At 64.1% G+C, this 15,290-nt stretch carries 20 protein-coding genes; 8 read left to right on the top strand and 12 right to left on the bottom strand.

Translation table 11 applies throughout. The annotated features are described in order from the left end of the window. Positions 1–88: 88 nt before the first annotated feature. On the bottom strand, positions 89–595 hold the full coding sequence (gene yjgA, locus H1D44_RS07820; protein WP_181514282.1) for a ribosome biogenesis factor YjgA: 507 nt from the start codon (positions 593–595) through the stop codon (positions 89–91). A 163-nt stretch (positions 596–758) separates the two neighbouring features. Here yjgA and pmbA point away from each other — a divergent pair, with 163 nt between their 5' ends. Next, positions 759–2,099, top strand: a complete 1,341-nt coding sequence (gene pmbA / locus H1D44_RS07815) for a metalloprotease PmbA (protein ID WP_181514281.1) — start codon at positions 759–761, stop codon at positions 2,097–2,099. A gap of 63 nt (positions 2,100–2,162) precedes the next feature. Here the strand turns inward: pmbA and H1D44_RS07810 are convergent, their stop codons facing one another. From H1D44_RS07810 to H1D44_RS07760, 11 genes are all read right to left on the bottom strand, one after another. Continuing rightward, entirely contained in the window at positions 2,163–2,432 is a 270-nt protein-coding gene (locus H1D44_RS07810; RefSeq protein WP_181514280.1) for an HPr family phosphocarrier protein, read from the bottom strand. 2 nt (positions 2,433–2,434) lie between these two features. After that, on the bottom strand, positions 2,435–3,355 hold the full coding sequence (rapZ, locus tag H1D44_RS07805) for an RNase adapter RapZ (protein ID WP_181514279.1): 921 nt from the start codon (positions 3,353–3,355) through the stop codon (positions 2,435–2,437). Positions 3,356–3,400: 45 nt separating this feature from the next. Further along, positions 3,401–3,871, bottom strand: a complete 471-nt coding sequence (ptsN, locus tag H1D44_RS07800; RefSeq protein WP_181514278.1) for a PTS IIA-like nitrogen regulatory protein PtsN — start codon at positions 3,869–3,871, stop codon at positions 3,401–3,403. 6 nt (positions 3,872–3,877) lie between these two features. After that, on the bottom strand, positions 3,878–4,186 hold the full coding sequence (gene hpf / locus H1D44_RS07795; protein ID WP_181514277.1) for a ribosome hibernation-promoting factor, HPF/YfiA family: 309 nt from the start codon (positions 4,184–4,186) through the stop codon (positions 3,878–3,880). Between the two features lie 108 nt (positions 4,187–4,294). Further along, complete coding sequence (locus tag H1D44_RS07790) at positions 4,295–5,716, bottom strand: RNA polymerase factor sigma-54 (RefSeq protein WP_181514276.1); 1,422 nt, start codon at positions 5,714–5,716, stop codon at positions 4,295–4,297. A 158-nt stretch (positions 5,717–5,874) separates the two neighbouring features. Next, complete coding sequence (lptB, locus tag H1D44_RS07785; RefSeq protein ID WP_181514334.1) at positions 5,875–6,600, bottom strand: LPS export ABC transporter ATP-binding protein; 726 nt, start codon at positions 6,598–6,600, stop codon at positions 5,875–5,877. Positions 6,601–6,607: 7 nt separating this feature from the next. Continuing rightward, complete coding sequence (gene lptA, locus H1D44_RS07780) at positions 6,608–7,135, bottom strand: lipopolysaccharide transport periplasmic protein LptA (RefSeq protein ID WP_181514275.1); 528 nt, start codon at positions 7,133–7,135, stop codon at positions 6,608–6,610. Continuing rightward, a complete protein-coding gene (gene lptC, locus H1D44_RS07775) occupies positions 7,132–7,755 on the bottom strand; it encodes an LPS export ABC transporter periplasmic protein LptC (protein WP_181514274.1) in 624 nt (207 codons plus the stop codon). Before lptC ends, lptA begins: the two co-directional genes overlap by 4 nt. Before the next feature lie 12 nt (positions 7,756–7,767). Continuing rightward, positions 7,768–8,322, bottom strand: a complete 555-nt coding sequence (locus tag H1D44_RS07770) for a KdsC family phosphatase (protein WP_181514273.1) — start codon at positions 8,320–8,322, stop codon at positions 7,768–7,770. Positions 8,323–8,346: 24 nt separating this feature from the next. Further along, positions 8,347–9,303: a KpsF/GutQ family sugar-phosphate isomerase gene (locus tag H1D44_RS07765; protein WP_181514272.1), complete on the bottom strand. Its 957-nt coding sequence runs from the start codon at positions 9,301–9,303 to the stop codon at positions 8,347–8,349. Between the two features lie 92 nt (positions 9,304–9,395). After that, positions 9,396–10,343, bottom strand: coding sequence for a calcium/sodium antiporter (locus H1D44_RS07760; protein WP_181514271.1), 948 nt, complete (start codon positions 10,341–10,343; stop codon positions 9,396–9,398). Positions 10,344–10,485: 142 nt separating this feature from the next. Here H1D44_RS07760 and H1D44_RS07755 point away from each other — a divergent pair, with 142 nt between their 5' ends. From H1D44_RS07755 to murA, 7 genes are all read left to right on the top strand, one after another. Beyond that, positions 10,486–11,298: an ATP-binding cassette domain-containing protein gene (locus H1D44_RS07755; RefSeq protein ID WP_181514270.1), complete on the top strand. Its 813-nt coding sequence runs from the start codon at positions 10,486–10,488 to the stop codon at positions 11,296–11,298. Beyond that, positions 11,295–12,077, top strand: a complete 783-nt coding sequence (mlaE, locus tag H1D44_RS07750; protein ID WP_181514269.1) for a lipid asymmetry maintenance ABC transporter permease subunit MlaE — start codon at positions 11,295–11,297, stop codon at positions 12,075–12,077. Before H1D44_RS07755 ends, mlaE begins: the two co-directional genes overlap by 4 nt. 37 nt (positions 12,078–12,114) lie before the next feature. Then, complete coding sequence (gene mlaD / locus H1D44_RS07745) at positions 12,115–12,579, top strand: outer membrane lipid asymmetry maintenance protein MlaD (RefSeq protein ID WP_181514268.1); 465 nt, start codon at positions 12,115–12,117, stop codon at positions 12,577–12,579. Between the two features lie 26 nt (positions 12,580–12,605). Continuing rightward, a complete protein-coding gene (locus tag H1D44_RS07740) occupies positions 12,606–13,271 on the top strand; it encodes an MlaC/ttg2D family ABC transporter substrate-binding protein (RefSeq protein WP_181514267.1) in 666 nt (221 codons plus the stop codon). Then, entirely contained in the window at positions 13,268–13,600 is a 333-nt protein-coding gene (locus tag H1D44_RS07735; RefSeq protein WP_181514266.1) for an STAS domain-containing protein, read from the top strand. Before H1D44_RS07740 ends, H1D44_RS07735 begins: the two co-directional genes overlap by 4 nt. Before the next feature lie 128 nt (positions 13,601–13,728). After that, positions 13,729–13,998 (top strand): BolA family protein, encoded by a 270-nt coding sequence (locus H1D44_RS07730; protein ID WP_181514265.1) that lies wholly within the window; start codon positions 13,729–13,731, stop codon positions 13,996–13,998. 13 nt (positions 13,999–14,011) lie between these two features. Next, the gene (gene murA, locus H1D44_RS07725; RefSeq protein WP_181514264.1) at positions 14,012–15,274 is read left to right on the top strand and encodes a UDP-N-acetylglucosamine 1-carboxyvinyltransferase; all 1,263 of its coding nucleotides are present in this window, start codon (positions 14,012–14,014) and stop codon (positions 15,272–15,274) included. The last annotated feature ends 16 nt before the right edge of the window (positions 15,275–15,290 follow it).

Raw genomic sequence — 15,290 nt, 5'->3', positions numbered from 1 at the left:
GTCTGCGCTCGGCGGCGTTGCGGTGTAGAGCCTGGCGGGCGTCACGCAGGTGGGCTTGCCGCTGGTTCGGCCCCAGGCGGTGTGTGGCCTACAGCCCCGCCGTATCGCGGATCAGCTTGAACAGCTTGCGCGCATTGGCCGGGGGCTTGCCCCGCTCGCGCTCGCTCCTGGCATTGCGGATCAGCTGGCGCAGCGCCTGGCGGTCTACGTCTGGGTGCTCTTCGATGAAGGCCTCGACGGCACCGTCGCCCTCGTCGATCAGGCGGTCTCGCCACTTCTCGAGGCGATGGAAGGCCAGGTCGCGACGTCGGTTTTCCTGCTCGATCTCGTCGAACACGGCGCGAATCGCCTCCAGGTCCTCACGACGCATGAGTTTGCCGACGTACTGCATGTGGCGCCGGCGCCCCTCATGGGAGCGAATGCGAGAAGTCTCCTCGACCGCTGCGAGCATGTCGTCAGAAAGCGGGAAGCGAGCGCGCTCGGCCGGGCTCATGGCGATGATCTGCTCGCCCAGTGCCTGGAGGGCATGCATTTCACGCTTGAGCTGGGACTTGCTGGGGCGTTCATCGGAGGGAGAGGGAATGTCCTGGGTCATGCCGCATCCAAAATAGTGAGAGGCCAGGGTTCAGATGGCCAACGAGAAGCGAGTGGGTACGAATGTACTGCAGTATATCAGTCTGTCGCCTGGGTGGTGTGTCCCGGCGGCGGGAAGTGACACGTCGGAAGACCGGTATGGCCGGTGAAATAGGGAGAGAATCATGAGCAAGGCTTTCGATGCCGCCGCCCAGCAGGTGCTGCTGGAGTCGCGTGCCGAGCAGGCGCTGGCCCTGGCACGCCAGCTCGGGGCCGATGCCTGTGAGGTCGGTGCAAGCGTCGATCAGGGTATCGGCATCAGCGTGCGTGAAGGAGAAGTGGAATCCGTCGAGCTCTCCCGCGACCAGGGCATTGCCGTTACGGTCTACCTGCGCGGGCACAAGGGCAGTGCCTCCTCTACCGATGCCGGCGATGCATCGATCCGGGAGGTAGTGGAAAAAGCCATGGCCATCGCGCTCTATACCGGCGAGGACCCTGCCGCAGGCCTGGCCGATGCCGAGCTGATGGCGACTCACCTTCCCGATCTCGACGTTCATCATCCCTGGCCGCTCTCCACCGAGCAGGCAGTAGATCTGGCGCTGGCCTGCGAGGCTGCCGGCCGCGGCGAGCCTGGCATTCGGCAGTCCGAGGGGGCCTCGCTCTCCAGCGGCGAGGGTGTTCGCGTCTATGCCAACAGTCACGGTTTCCTCGGCGCTCAGCGGGGCAGCCGGCACTCGCTTTCCTGCATGCTGATCGCCGATGATCCGAAGGGCATGCAGCGCGATTACGACTATACCAGCGCGCGTAATCCCAAGGACCTGCTGTCCGCCGAAGCCGTGGGCAAGGCGGCGGCTGAGCGCACTCTGCGTCGGCTGGGAGCTCGGCGACCCGTTACCGGGCGACTGCCGGTGATGTTCGATGCCTCCGTGGCGAGCGGCCTGGTCGGCCACTTGATGAGTGCCATTGCTGGGGGCTCGCTCTATCGTCAGGCCTCTTTCCTGTGTGACCGCCTGGGCGATCCGCTGTTTCCCGACTGGTTCAGTCTCGGTGAGCGTCCCATGGAGCTCGGGGCCATGGCCAGTTCCCCTTTCGACAATGACGGCGTGCAGACCCGCGACAACGTATTCATCGACAAGGGCCGACTGGCCAGCTACATGCTGTCGGCCTACAGCGCGCGGCGACTGGGCATGCAGACCACGGCCAATGCCGGCGGGGCGCGCAACCTTTGCATCTCGGCACCGCTCGAGTCGCGCGAGTCGATGCTTGCACGTATGGGGCGCGGTATTCTGGTCACCGAGCTGATGGGGCAGGGGGTGAATGGCGTCACCGGCGATTATTCGCGTGGTGCGGCCGGTTTCTGGGTGGAAAATGGCGAGATCCAGCACCCGGTGGAGGAGTTCACTATCGCCGGCAACCTCGAGGCGATGTTCAGGGGGCTGGTAGCAGTGGGTAGCGATCTCGAGACCCGCGGCAGCATCCATACCGGGAGCTGGCTGATCGACGAGATGACCGTGGCCGGTTCATGAGCTGAACGGGCCTGTTACGCCTTTCCATTGCACTGCCGGGAATGGCCGAGCGCAGCCATTCCCCTAGGCATCCTCATCGAAGCGGGCGTCGAACAACGCCTCGACGGCCTTCAGGGCCGCTTCGGCATCCGCTCCCTCTGCGCTGATCTCGAGTTCGGTGCCGCAGGGGGCGCCCAGCATGAGCAGGGCCATGATATTGCCGGCATCGGCTTGCTGTGCCCCGCGGCTGACTGTGACCTGGGCAGCGAACGGCTGGCAGCACTGGACGAGCTTGGTGGCGGCGCGGGCGTGCAGGCCACGCTTGTTGGTGAGGGTCAGCTTGCGGCTAGGCACACTCAGACTTCCTTGCGATCGGACGGCTCCGCGGTCATCTCCTGGGGCGCAGTGACCGGGGTATGGATGCCCAGCTCCCGGTGTCGCAGGCGTACGTCGGGCTGCTGCTGGGCCAGGCGTTGGGCAAGTCGCTCGGCCAGATACACCGAGCGATGTTGGCCACCGGTACAGCCGATGGCGACGGTCAGGTAGCTGCGGTGGGTATCGCGGTATTCCGGCAGCCAGCGCTCTACCCAGCGGGTAATGTCATCGAGCATCTGCTGGACCAGTGGATACTGCTCCAGGAATGCCACGATACTGGGTTCCCTCCCGGTCGCCGAGCGCAGGCGGGGGTCCCAGTACGGGTTGGGCAGGCAGCGGGCGTCGAACACGATATCGGCATCCAGCGGAACGCCGCCCTTGAAGCCGAACGACTCCACCGTAAGCGTCAGGCGGTCGGCATGATGACTGGCCACCTGCTCGGTGATGCGTCCGCGCAGGTCGTGCACCGAAAGCCGGGAGGTATCAATGATCAGGTCGGCCAGGTTGCGAATTTCGCTCAGCGTCGTGTCTTCCGTCTCGATGGCTTCACTCAGGGTCATGTCCCTGTCGCGGGTCAGGGGGTGGCGACGGCGAGTGGCGGAGTAGCGCTCGATGAGGATACGCGCATCGGTGGTGAGGTAGACGATCTGGCAGTCGACCTGCTTGATTCGCAGCTCTTCCACCAGCCGCGGAAATCGCTCCAGGGCATGGGGCAGGTTGCGTGCATCGATGCTGACGGCGATGGAGGTCTGCAACGTGGGAGAGTTGCGTAGCTCATCGACAAGGGAGCCGAGCAGCATCGCCGGCAGATTGTCGATGGCGTAATAGCCGATGTCTTCGAGCGCTTGCAGTGCAATCGACTTGCCCGAACCGGATCGGCCACTGATGATCACAAGCTGCATGGAGGGTCTCCTGATCGGGGCTGGCCGAGCGGTGAGGCGAGTGGCTCAGGCGGAAGACTGTCGTCGGATGGCTTCGATGAGACGCTCGTGGAGTTCGCGCTGGCTCTCGCACTTGCGGAGTCGTGAGCGCGTCTCGGCGTCGTTCATCACGCTGGCGACCTGGCTGAGCAGCGACAGGTGTGTCTCGTCGGCCTCTTCGGGCACCAGCAGCACGAAGACCAGATCCACCGGCTCGCCGTCGATGGCATCGAAGTCGATGGGTTCGGACAGCTTGAGGAAGGCGGCGACCGGGCTATGGCAGTGCGGGCTGCGGGCGTGCGGTATGGCGACGCCGTTACCGATGCCGGTACTGCCCAGCCGCTCACGACCGATCAGCCTGCCGAACACCTCCTGGCTGTCGAGGCTCGGGGTGTTTTGTGCGATGAAGGTGCTGAAGAACTCCAGCACCCTCTTCTTGCTTCCCCCAGGGACGTCGTACAGCGCACGCTCCGGGGGAAGTATGGTTTCCAGTGTCATCGTGACTCAGCGAATGCCGGCGCCTTGAGCGCGGGCCTGGGCCTTTTCCTTGTGCTTGACCAGCTGGCGGTCGAGCTTGTCGGTCAGCGCATCGATCGCGGCGTACATGTCAGGATCGGAGGCTTCGGCGTGCAGATCGGCGCCGGCGGCATGCAGCGTACAGGCGGCCATCTGGCGCTCCTTCTCGACCGAGAGCGTCACCTGTACGTTGGTGATGTTGTCGTAATGCCGCTGGACGCGGTTCAGTTTTTCGCCCACGTAGTCACGCAGTGAATCGGTCAGCTCAACATGATGGCCGGTGATGTTGACTTGCATGACAAGCTCCTTGGTCCTTCAAATGGTGTTTTGATTGTAACTCTTTTTCCCGCTGAGCAAACCCCCACGAGCGGCGGTCTTGCCCGGCGTCAACGCCGCGTGTGGGGCTCACCGAAAACGCTTGCGTTCGCTGGAAGAGGGAATGCCCAAGGCCTCACGATACTTGGCTACGGTGCGACGTGCCACCTGGATACCGTCTTCCGCCAGCAGGCTCACCAGGCGGCTGTCGGAGAGTGGCTTGCGAGGTGGCTCGTCGGCTATCAGCTTGCGAATCCGGGCGCGGATCGCGGTGCTGGAGTGGGCATCCCCTTCGCCGTTGCCGCCCACGTGGCTGGAGAAGAAGTACTTCAGTTCGAAGACGCCGCGGGGCGTGTGAATGAACTTCTGTGTCGTGACACGTGAAATGGTCGACTCGTGCATCTCCACGGCCTGTGCGATATCGGCCAGTACCAGGGGTTTCATGGCTTCTTCACCTTGCTCGAGAAACTCGATCTGGCGTGCCATGATCTCGCGTCCCACTCGCAGCAGGGTGTCGTTGCGGCTGGCCAGGCTCTTCATCAGCCAGCGAGCTTCCTGCAGGTGATCCTTGAGGAACTGGTTATCCTGGCTCTTGTCGGCGCGTCGCACCAGGGCCATGTAGTCGGGCTGGATGCGCAGCCGGGGCAGGGCCTCTGAATTGAGCTCGACGCGCCAGCCGGATTCGTCGTGATAGGCGACAAGGTCGGGGGTGACGTAGTTGCTGCTTACCTCGGCGTATTCGCTGCCGGGACGTGGATTCAGCGAGCGCACCAGGCTGATGGCATCGTCCAGCGCTTCATCGTCCAGCCCCAGGCGACGCTTGAGCAAACGTCGGTCATCCGCTGCCAGCGCTTCGAGGAACTGGCGTACCAGGCGCCTTGCCTGGGGCAGCAGGGGGGTGTCGTCGGGCAGGGCTGCCAGTTGCAGCATCAGGCACTCGCGCAGGTCGCGTGCGAAGACGCCGGTGGGCTCGAACTGCTGCAAGCGCAGCAGCACCTGCTCGACCTCACGGGTCGGCAATCCATCGAGGCCCTGCTGGCGCAGGCCGTCGCGAATCTCTTCAAGCGGCTGGGTCATGTACCCTGCGCCGTCGATTGCATCGATCAGGCTCTCGGCAATGATTCGCTGGCGCTCGCTCAGGTCGGTCATGGCCAGCTGCCAGATCAGGTGGCCGGCGAGGCTCTGGCCCGAGGCCTGGCGTTCGAAGTCGGGTCCCTCACCCGAGCCGCTGCCGGCGCTTGCGGCATGGTCGGGATAGGTATCGGCCCAGTCACTGTCGGTGGAGAGTTCGCTGGGGATCTCGCTGGCCCAGTCGTCGCTCTGGGTCTCGTTGACGGCCTGTTCACCGAAGCCGTCGTCGAGTTCGAGCATGGGGTTGGACTCGAGGGCCTGCTGGATCTCCTGGCGCAGGTCGAGGGTCGAAAGCTGCAGCAGGGCAATGGCCTGCTGCAGCTGTGGGGTCATGGTCAGCTGTGTGCCGACTCGCAGTTGCAAAGATGCTTTCATGGCCATGAGAATAATGGGCTCATTTGCCGGAAAAGCTCTACCCTAGACTTGCCATCGTCGTCTTGCAAGTGAAAGCTTAGCAAGAAGCATGCCATTGGCAATATTCGTGCCTTTGGATATATTTCGATGCGATAACAGCTGCTTGCCAAGGGAGGGCAAGTGCGCTATAGGCGGAAGTCTTCCCCGAGATAGACCTCACGCACCCGCTGGTTGGCGAGGATCTCCCCGGCGTCCCCCTGGGCGATGATCTGGCCGTCTCCGACGATGTAGGCGGAGTCGCAGATGTCCAGCGTTTCGCGGACATTGTGATCGGTGATCAGTACGCCGATGTCACGCGCCTTGAGCTGGCGAATGATACCTTTTATCTCGCCCACCGAGATCGGGTCGACGCCGGCGAACGGCTCATCCAGCAGAATGAATGCCGGCTCGGTGGCCAGCGCCCGGGCGATCTCGACTCTGCGTCGCTCGCCGCCGGAGAGGCTCATGCCCAGGTTGTCACGAATATGGGTGACGTGAAAATCCTCGAGCAACTTCTCCAGGCGCTGCTGTCGCCCCTGGCGATCCAGGTCCTTGCGCGTTTCAAGTATGGCCAGGATGTTGTCAGCCACCGAAAGCTTGCGGAAGATCGACGCCTCCTGGGGAAGGTAGCCGATTCCCGCTCTGGCGCGCTCGTGCATGGCACGCTTCGTGAGGTCGAGATCGTCGATGCAGACGTTGCCTGCATCGGCTTTCACCAGGCCGACGATCATGTAGAACGAGGTGGTCTTGCCGGCCCCGTTGGGACCCAGTAGCCCTACCACGCAGCCCTGCTCGATGGAGAGGCTGATGTCTTGCACCACACGACGCCGCTTGTAGCTCTTGGCCAGGTGTCGGGCATGCAGGGTCTTCATCGCCATGTCAGCGCTCCGGCTGCAGGGTCATGCGAATGCGCTGGCGTCCTTCGACGCCTTCGCTCTCGGCGCGGGCCTGAACCACGCGACGGTCGAGGAAGTATTCGAGATAGCCGCCATCGAAGGTGTCCCCGCCCTGGTGCAGTTCGGCGCGGTCGATCAATTCCACGCGGCGTTCGGCCACATGGTAGATGATCGTACGGCCCCAGCCGCGTACCACGGGCTGCTCGGGGTCGGGCTGTTGCTCGATGTAGGCGCGCTCGCCGTGTGCCGTGGCACGGGACAGTTCGCCGGCCGCGTTGCGGCGGATCTCCACGCGGTCACCGGTGATGCGCATGGTGCCCTGGCGAATGTCGACCTCGCCGGTATAGACCGCGGTACCGGCGACGTCGTCGAGGTCAAGCTGGTCGGCCTCCACCTCGATGGGTTGCTCGGCGTCACGCTGCTGCGCCAGGGCCGGGGTGATGCCCCACGCCATGCCAACCAGCGCCAGTGTCAGCAACGTTCGGGCGGTTGGGAGCTGGTATCGCTTCATGGCGTGAAATCCTCCAGGTCTACGGCTTCTGCGGGCTGCTCTGGCTGAGCGCCTTCCGGGGGGTGGTGGCCGCGCACATTGTCGGTCAAACGTGCCCGGTTGTCATGGATCCAGGCATCGAATCGCTCGCCGCGCATCCGCTGCGGGGGCTGTTGCAGAAGGGCTGGTGTGTCGCTCCAGGCGTGGCCAACATCGGCGTCGAAGTGCAGGATCTCGGTGTCGAGCTGCCAACGCTCCTCGGGGGCGAAAAGGCGAGCATCGCCGGTGAGGGTCAGCGGGTTCCCGCCTGGGCCGAGCTTGCCTTCCTTGCCGCTGGCCACCCACAGCCTGCCCTCGCGGTCCACGAGATGGGCGAGCGGTGTGACGGTGCGCGTGACGTCGTCATGGGGCGTATGGACCAGGCGAGGGCTCTCCAGGCGCTGATGCGCCCGGCCCTCGGTGTCGAAACGGGTCAGGCGCGCTTCTTCGAGGAAGTAGTCGGGTTCGCCGGCAGCATCGGTAGGCACCGGGCCGGGCGTGGGCGCCTGCCACGGGTCCAGCCACGCGATCATGCCGCCCAGTACCAGCAGCAGCAGGATCAGCCAGACGCGAAACGTGGGGCGGGGCAGCCGAAATGGCATCAGCGGGAGGCCTCAGCGCTTGCCGTGAAGGTAGGTGTCGATCAGGGCGTCGCGGTGGCCTTGCGCATCCAGCAGCATGTCGCAGATTTCACGCACGGCACCGTGCCCGCCGCTGCGCTCGGTGATGTAGTCGGCCTTGGCGCGGATATAGGGCGGAGTGCCGGGAACGGTGAAGCCCAGGCCGGCGCGCTGCATGGGGGCCAGGTCGGGCAGGTCATCGCCGCAGTAGGCCACCTGCTCCAGCTCGATGCCCGTACGGGTGCACAGCATGCGCAGCGTAGCAAGCTTGTCCTCACAGCTTTGGAAGACGTGGTCGATGCCCAGGGCCGCGGCGCGATGGCTGACCATGGGTGACTCGCGCCCGGTCAGGATGGCGACCTGCAAGCCAGCGCGACGCAGCAGCTTGATGCCCAGGCCGTCCTGGGTATGAAACGCCTTGATTTCCACGCCATCGGCCTGGAAGTAGAGTCGCCCGTCGGTGAGTACGCCGTCCACATCCAGCGCCAGCAGGCGAATCTTGCGCAGTCGGTCGAGTAATCGCGGGTCGAGGGTAGTGGCCAGGGCCATGGGGTTTCCTTGGTCAGAGTAGAGTCAGATCACGCCGCTTCGCAGCAGATCGTGCATATGCAGGGCACCGACCGGGTGTCCGTTCTCGTCGACGACAGCCAGTGCCGTTATCCGATTGTCCTCCATCACGCGCACTGCCTCTGCAGCCAGCACGTCGGGGGCGATACGCTTGCCTGGGCAGGTCATCACCTCATCTACCGTCAGCGAGCCGAGATCCTGGTGCTGGTCGAGCGTGCGGCGCAGGTCGCCGTCGGTATAGACACCGATGAGGCGATTCCGATCATCGACCACGCAAGTAAAGCCCAGTCCCTGGCGGGTGATTTCGAGAAGAGCGTCGCGCAGTGGGCTGCCCAGTGGTACGCACGGCAGCCTGTCTCCCTGGTGCATCAGGTCGCACACGCGCAACAGAAGGCGCTTTCCCAGGCTGCCGCCGGGGTGCGAAAGGGCAAACTCCTCGGCGGTGAAACCGCGCGCCTCGAGCAGTGCCACGGCCAGGGCATCGCCCATCGCCAGCGCTGCGGTGGTCGAGGCCGTTGGCGCCAGGTCCAGCGGGCAGGCCTCGCGCTCGACACCGGCGTCGAGGTGGGCATCGGCGTGGCGTGCGAGCGTCGAGCCGGGGCGCCCGGTCATACTGATCAGCGGGGTGCCGATTCGCTTGAGCAGTGGCAGCAGGGCGGTGACTTCGGCTGTTTCACCGGAGTTCGACAGCGCCAGTACCACGTCGCCCGGCGTGATCATCCCCAGGTCGCCATGGCTGGCCTCGCCGGGGTGGACGAAGAAGGCCGGCGTTCCCGTGCTGGCCAAAGTGGCGGCGATCTTGCCGGCGATATGGCCCGATTTCCCCATGCCGGTTACCACCACGCGGCCCCGACAGGCGAGCATCAGTTCGCAGGCGCGGTCGAAATGAGTGTCCAGCCGCTTGCTGAGTGCGGCCAGGGCCAGCTCCTCGACCTGCAGGGTGCGACGAGCGCTTGCCCGCATGGCGGAGTCCCCTTCGGCAGGAGTATTCCGAGGTGTCGGTGTTGAAGCGTCGGTGCTCATGTCGATGATTGTTGTCCTTTGCGTGGATTCGCTCAAGTGGCGCCACTGGCGGCAGCGGCCAGCCAGGTCAGGTAGACCAGGTAGGTGCCCAGAAAGAGGGCTCCGGGCAGTCGACCGAGCTCGCCATGCCGGAACCACAGCAGGAACATGCCCATGCCGAGCGTCAGCATCAGCATGATGGGAAAGTCCCGGCTGGCGGCAGCGGGATCGATCAGACCAGGCGCCAGTAGACCTGGAATCGGCAACACGGCCAGGAGGTTGAACAGATTGGAACCGATGACGTTGCCGATGGCCAGGTCGTGATGGCGCTTGATGGCGCTGGCAATGCACGCGGCGAGCTCGGGCAGGCTGGTCCCCACTGCCACCACGGTGAGGCCGATGAGCAGTTCGCTGATGCCCAGGCCGCGGGCCAGTTCACTGGCCCCCCACACCAGCGAGCGGGAGCTGATTGCCAGCAGCAACAGGGTGAAGGTCAGCCAGGCGAGGGCCTTGCCGAGGGTCATGGCGGGAATGGCTTCGCTTGGCGCAACGTCAGGGGTGTCCGCGCGCAGCAGCCACCACAGGCTGAAGACCAGCAATAAACTCAGGAAAAGCGCATCGAAGCGCCCCAGGATGCCGTTAGCCAGCGCATAGCCGGCCAGGCCGGTAGCGCCCAGTAGCAGCGGGAGCTCACGCCTTACCAGCGAGAATCGAACGGGGATCGGTCTCACCAGGGCCGTCAAGCCCAGTACCAGGCCGATGTTGGCGATATTGGAGCCCAGGGCGTTGCCCGTTGCCAAGTTGGGCAGGCCTTCCAGGGCGGCAAACACCGCCACCACGATCTCCGGCGCCGAGGTGCCCAGGGCCACCACGGTCATGCCAATCAGCATGGTGCTCAACCCGGTACGACTCGCGGTGGCGGCGGCGGCATTGACGAAGCGGTCGGCGCTCCACACGAGCACGGCCAGGCCCAGGGCGATCGCAGTGACAGGCAGCAGCATGGTGAGTGGTCGCGTCAAGGATATGAGGTGGCACATTAGACGTCTTCGGTGGCTCATGTGCAAGCCGCGGCGCGTGCAGGCTGGCGCCGGAAGACAGGATTAGGATACGATGTTCGATAATTTTTTTCCTGGACCTTGCAGCATGATCGATTCCCCCCTCGTGGAGGTGAAGGGCCTGCACTTCTCGCGTGGTGAAAAGACCATCTTCAGCGGCGTTGAGTTGCAGATTCCTCGCGGCAGGATCACCGCCATCATGGGGCCCAGCGGCACCGGCAAGACCACGCTGCTCAAGCTGATCGGCGGCCAGCTCGTGCCGGATGTCGGCCGCGTCCTGATCGACGGCCACGACGTGCATGCGCTGTCGCGCAAGGCGCTGTTCGGGCTGCGTCGGCGCATGGGCATGCTGTTCCAGAGCGGGGCACTGTTCTCCGACCTCAGCGTGTTCGAGAATGTGGCGTTTCCGCTGCGGGTGCACACCGACCTGCCGGAAGCCATGGTCCGCGACCTGGTGTTGATGAAGCTGCAGGCGGTAGGTCTGCGTGGTGCCCGCGAACTGATGCCCTCCGAACTTTCCGGCGGTATGGCCCGTCGCGTCGCCCTGGCTCGGGCCATTGCGCTGGACCCGGACCTGGTGCTCTACGATGAGCCGTTCGTCGGCCAGGATCCTATTTCCAAGGGCGTTCTGGTGCAGCTGATAAAAAAGCTCAACCAGGCACTGGGCCTCACTTCCGTCGTGGTGTCGCACGATATTCCCGAGGCGTTGTCGATTGCCGATTACGTCTATGTCATTGCCGATGGAGAGGTCATGGCTCATGGCACGCCAACCAGTCTCGATGTCGACCAGGACCCCCGCGTCAGCCAGTTCGTGCATGGCGAGCCGGACGGCCCTGTGCCCTTTCATTACCCGGCACCGGAATTCTACCGTGACATCCTGAACCAGGAGGGGCGGTCATGATCGAACGTATCCTTGGGCTCGGTCGCCGCGGCTGCGACGTGCTCGAGGCGCTGGGGCGCTCGGCCCTGTTCCTGGCCCAGGCAGCAGTCGGAGTACCCTCCCGTGAGGGGTGGTACCTGTGGCTGCGACAGATGCATTTCGTTGGCGTGCTGTCGCTGGCCATCGTCATCGTCTCGGGGCTGTTCATCGGCATGGTGCTGGCGCTTCAGGGCTACACCATCCTGGTCGACTTCGGTGCGGAACAGGCCTTGGGTCAGATGGTGGCGCTGTCGCTGCTGCGGGAGCTGTCGCCAGTGGTGGCGGCGCTGCTGTTTGCCGGGCGTGCCGGGTCGGCCCTTACCGCCGAAATCGGTTTGATGAAGGCCACCGAGCAGCTCACCAGCATGGAGATGATCGGCGTCGACCCGCTGCGCCGAGTGGTAGCCCCCAGGCTGTGGGCCGGCTTCGTGGCATTACCGCTGCTCACCATCGGTTTCAGCGTGGTTGGCGTCTACGGCGGGTATCTGGTGGGCGTCGAGTGGCTCGGCGTCTTCGAAGGCTCCTACTGGGGCAACATGCAGGCCAGCGTCGACTTTATCGATGATGTTGGCAACGGCATGATCAAGAGCCTTGTCTTCGCCCTGGTCGTTACCTGGATTGCCGTCTTCCAGGGATATGACCTGGTGCCGACGGCGGAAGGTATCTCCCGCGCCACCACGCGCACGGTGGTCTACTCATCGCTGGCGGTGCTGGGCCTCGATTTCGTACTCACTGCGGTGATGTTTGGAGGGTTTTCCTGATGCGCCTTGAGCATCTATCGCGTAATGGAGAAGCAGGATGAAGCGCAGCAAGACAATGGAACTCGGGGTCGGCCTGTTCATGCTGGCCGGCATCCTGGGGCTGCTGTTCCTGGGGCTGCGTGTGAGCGGGCTGACGTTCACCATGCCGACCGATACCTTCCGGCTCGAGGCCAACTTTGCCAATATCGGCAGCCTCAAGCCGCGTGCGCGGGTGACGATGGCCGGCGTCACGGTTGGGCGAGTGACCGCCATCGAGCTCGATACCGACTGGTACGATGCGCGTGTCATCCTCGAACTGGATGCAGAGCTGGAGGGCCAGCTGTCGCGCGATACCACGGCCGCGATCCTCACGGCCGGCCTGCTGGGCGAGCAGTACATCGGGCTGACCGTCGGCGGTGACCCCGAGATGCTGGTCGATGGCGACACCATTCGCGATACCCAGTCCGCGATCGTGCTGGAGGAACTGATCCAGCAGTTCGTGTCCAATATGGTCAGCGACTAATCGCTTACTTTCCTTGAGGTCGAATCATGCGTCAGATGACACTTCCCTTCACCTTGCTGCGCCGCCTGGCGCTCGCCTTGTGCCTGATGCTGGCCGGTCTGTCAGCCGCTGTGGCGGCGCCTGAGCGCAGCCCAGAGCAGGTCATTCGCGACAGCATCAATGAGCTGATGGGGCAGATCGAAGGGCGCGAGGACTACTACGCCAATAATCTGGATGAGCTGAAGGCGCTGGTGGACGATAGTCTCGACGATATCGCGGACTTCCGTTATATCGGCGCCAGCGTCATGGGGCGCTACTTCCAGAATGCCACCCCCCAGCAGCGTTCGAGGTTCGTCAATGTCTTTCGCCAGACGCTGATCGACACCTACACCAAGGGCCTGGTGACCTTCGACTACCGTGAGCTTCGCGTTCTCGACAGCCGGCGCCCGCCGCGCCATGAGGATCAGGCTTCGGTGGCCATGGAGGTGGTGGCGATGGATGGCAGCGTCTACCCGGTCAGCTATACCTTGCGCCTGACTGGCGAGGAGTGGAAGGTGGTCAATGTCATCGTCAATGGTATCAACCTGGGCCTGACGTTCCGCAATCAGTTCGACCAGGCCATGCGCGACCACAATCGCGACTACGATGCCGTCATCGCTGACTGGTCGCCGGAGATCGCTGCCGAGGAGCTTGAGCAGGGCGGCAGCACGTGAGCCTTCTGCTCGAACGGGGAGATGTCACGCTGGAGGCCAGCTCGGAGGGGCTGGCCGTCAGGGGCGATGTCGACTTCGAAATCGCGGCTCCGCTGGCCGAAGCCGGCAAGGTCTGGCTTGCCGAGCAGTCGGCAGGTGCTCGTATCACGCTGGACCTCTGCGGCGTCGACCGTGTCAGCAGCGCCGCACTCAGCGTGTTGCTCGAGTGGACACGCCAGGCGCGCTCCACCGCTGTCACGATCGATGCCGTCAAGCTTTCCCCGCCTCTGGCAAACCTGACCCGAGTGGCTGGGCTCGACGAGCTCCTGCCGGTTGTCAGCGATCCGTGAGCCTGGCAGGCAAAGCCGGGTCTCGGCATCGCCAAGCGCGGTGCTTTTCTTTACCATATGGGAATTCTTGATGGCCGCCCCTGGCTGCAGGGGGCCGCTCCATTCGTCCCACAGGAGTTCCGCTTTTCATGCAACCCACTGATATCAAGGCGCTGCTAGAAGCTCGCCTCGAGGATTGCGATTTTCATATCCAGGGCGAGGGCTGCAATTTCCAGGTCATCGCCGTCGGCGATGTCTTTGAGGGCCTGTCGCCGGTCAAGCGCCAGCAGCTGATCTACGGTGCGCTCTCCGAAGAGATCGCCTCCGGTGCGGTTCACGCTGTCAGTATCAAGACCTACACCCCAGCGCAGTGGGCCAGTGCGCCGGAAAACGCGGCTTCACCTGGCCAAGGTGCCTGACGGTCGAGACCACATGGACAAGTTGATCATAACCGGCAACGGGCCCGTCGACGGCGAGGTCTGGGCCAGTGGTGCCAAGAATGCGGCACTGCCCATCCTGTGTGCCACGCTGCTGGCCGACGAGCCGGTGACCATCGGGAACCTGCCCCACCTACAGGACATCACCACCACCCTCGAGCTGCTGGGCCGCATGGGCGTCGAGCCAGTGATGGGGGAGAAGATGAGCATCCAGCTCGACGGCTCCCAGGTGCGTGACTGCCATGCTCCCTACGAGCTGGTCAAGAAGATGCGCGCCTCGATCCTGGTGCTTGGGCCATTGCTCGCTCATTTCGGTCACGCCGATGTTTCTCTGCCTGGCGGGTGCGCTATCGGTTCACGTCCTGTGGACCTGCACATTCGCGGTCTCGAGGCCATGGGGGCGGATATCCGCGTCGAAGGCGGCTATGTTCGTGCCCGTGTCGACGGCAGGCTCAAGGGAGCCACTATCTTCTTCGATACCGTGACCGTTACCGGGACCGAGAACCTGCTGATGGCGGCAACGCTGGCAGAAGGCACCACGGTGCTGGAGAATGCGGCGCGTGAGCCCGAGGTAGTCGATCTGGCCGAGTGCCTGATCAAGATGGGGGCCAGGATCAGCGGCCATGGCAGCAACAACATAGTGATCGAGGGGGTGGAGCGCCTGCACGGTGCCTACCACGACGTCATGCCCGATCGTATCGAGACCGGCACCTTCCTGGTCGCGGCCGCTCTGTCGCGGGGCCGGGTGCGGGTGCGCAATACCCGCGCCGACATCCTCGAGTCCGTGCTGGCCAAGCTCGAGGAGGTCGGTGCCAGGATCACCGTCGGCGATGGCTGGATCGAGCTCGATATGGAGGGGCGTAGGCCGCGTCCGGTCAACATCCGTACAGCGCCGTACCCGGGCTTCCCGACCGACATGCAGGCCCAGTTCGTCGCGCTCAACGCCGTGGCAGACGGCACGTCGCACGTGGTAGAGACCATCTTCGAGAACCGCTTCATGCACGTTCAGGAGTTGAACCGCATGGGGGCGAAGATTTCACTCGAGGGCAATACGGCGATGATCACCGGGGTTGAGCACCTCTCCGGGGCGCCGGTGATGGCCACAGACCTGCGCGCATCGGCCTCGCTGGTGATCGCGGCCATGATGGCCGAAGGCGAAACCCTGGTTGATCGTATCTACCATATCGATCGCGGCTACGAGTGTATCGAAGAAAAGCTGCAGCTGCTGGGAGCGAGGATTCGCCGCATCCCTGGCTGAGCGGGTGCAGCCTCGA

The organism is Billgrantia kenyensis, from assembly GCF_013697085.1.
Lineage (GTDB): Bacteria > Pseudomonadota > Gammaproteobacteria > Pseudomonadales > Halomonadaceae > Halomonas > Halomonas kenyensis.
The sequence above is the reverse complement of the archived record's forward strand: the minus strand, read 5'-3'. Positions and strand labels throughout refer to the sequence as shown.

Bases quoted from the DNA above. Each gene is read 5' to 3' on its own strand.
- yjgA (WP_181514282.1), bottom strand. From the start codon at position 595: ATGACCCAGGACATTCCCTCTCCCTCCGATGAACGCCCCAGCAAGTCC.
- pmbA (WP_181514281.1), top strand. From the start codon at position 759: ATGAGCAAGGCTTTCGATGCCGCCGCCCAGCAGGTGCTGCTGGAGTCG.
- rapZ (WP_181514279.1), bottom strand. From the start codon at position 3,355: ATGCAGCTTGTGATCATCAGTGGCCGATCCGGTTCGGGCAAGTCGATT.
- ptsN (WP_181514278.1), bottom strand. From the start codon at position 3,871: ATGACACTGGAAACCATACTTCCCCCGGAGCGTGCGCTGTACGACGTC.
- hpf (WP_181514277.1), bottom strand. From the start codon at position 4,186: ATGCAAGTCAACATCACCGGCCATCATGTTGAGCTGACCGATTCACTG.
- H1D44_RS07790 (WP_181514276.1), bottom strand. From the start codon at position 5,716: ATGGCCATGAAAGCATCTTTGCAACTGCGAGTCGGCACACAGCTGACC.
- lptB (WP_181514334.1), bottom strand. From the start codon at position 6,600: ATGAAGACCCTGCATGCCCGACACCTGGCCAAGAGCTACAAGCGGCGT.
- lptA (WP_181514275.1), bottom strand. From the start codon at position 7,135: ATGAAGCGATACCAGCTCCCAACCGCCCGAACGTTGCTGACACTGGCG.
- lptC (WP_181514274.1), bottom strand. From the start codon at position 7,755: ATGCCATTTCGGCTGCCCCGCCCCACGTTTCGCGTCTGGCTGATCCTG.
- H1D44_RS07770 (WP_181514273.1), bottom strand. From the start codon at position 8,322: ATGGCCCTGGCCACTACCCTCGACCCGCGATTACTCGACCGACTGCGC.
- H1D44_RS07765 (WP_181514272.1), bottom strand. From the start codon at position 9,303: ATGCGGGCAAGCGCTCGTCGCACCCTGCAGGTCGAGGAGCTGGCCCTG.
- H1D44_RS07760 (WP_181514271.1), bottom strand. From the start codon at position 10,343: ATGCTGCTGCCTGTCACTGCGATCGCCCTGGGCCTGGCCGTGCTCGTG.
- H1D44_RS07755 (WP_181514270.1), top strand. From the start codon at position 10,486: ATGATCGATTCCCCCCTCGTGGAGGTGAAGGGCCTGCACTTCTCGCGT.
- mlaE (WP_181514269.1), top strand. From the start codon at position 11,295: ATGATCGAACGTATCCTTGGGCTCGGTCGCCGCGGCTGCGACGTGCTC.
- mlaD (WP_181514268.1), top strand. From the start codon at position 12,115: ATGAAGCGCAGCAAGACAATGGAACTCGGGGTCGGCCTGTTCATGCTG.
- H1D44_RS07740 (WP_181514267.1), top strand. From the start codon at position 12,606: ATGCGTCAGATGACACTTCCCTTCACCTTGCTGCGCCGCCTGGCGCTC.
- H1D44_RS07730 (WP_181514265.1), top strand. From the start codon at position 13,729: ATGCAACCCACTGATATCAAGGCGCTGCTAGAAGCTCGCCTCGAGGAT.
- murA (WP_181514264.1), top strand. From the start codon at position 14,012: ATGGACAAGTTGATCATAACCGGCAACGGGCCCGTCGACGGCGAGGTC.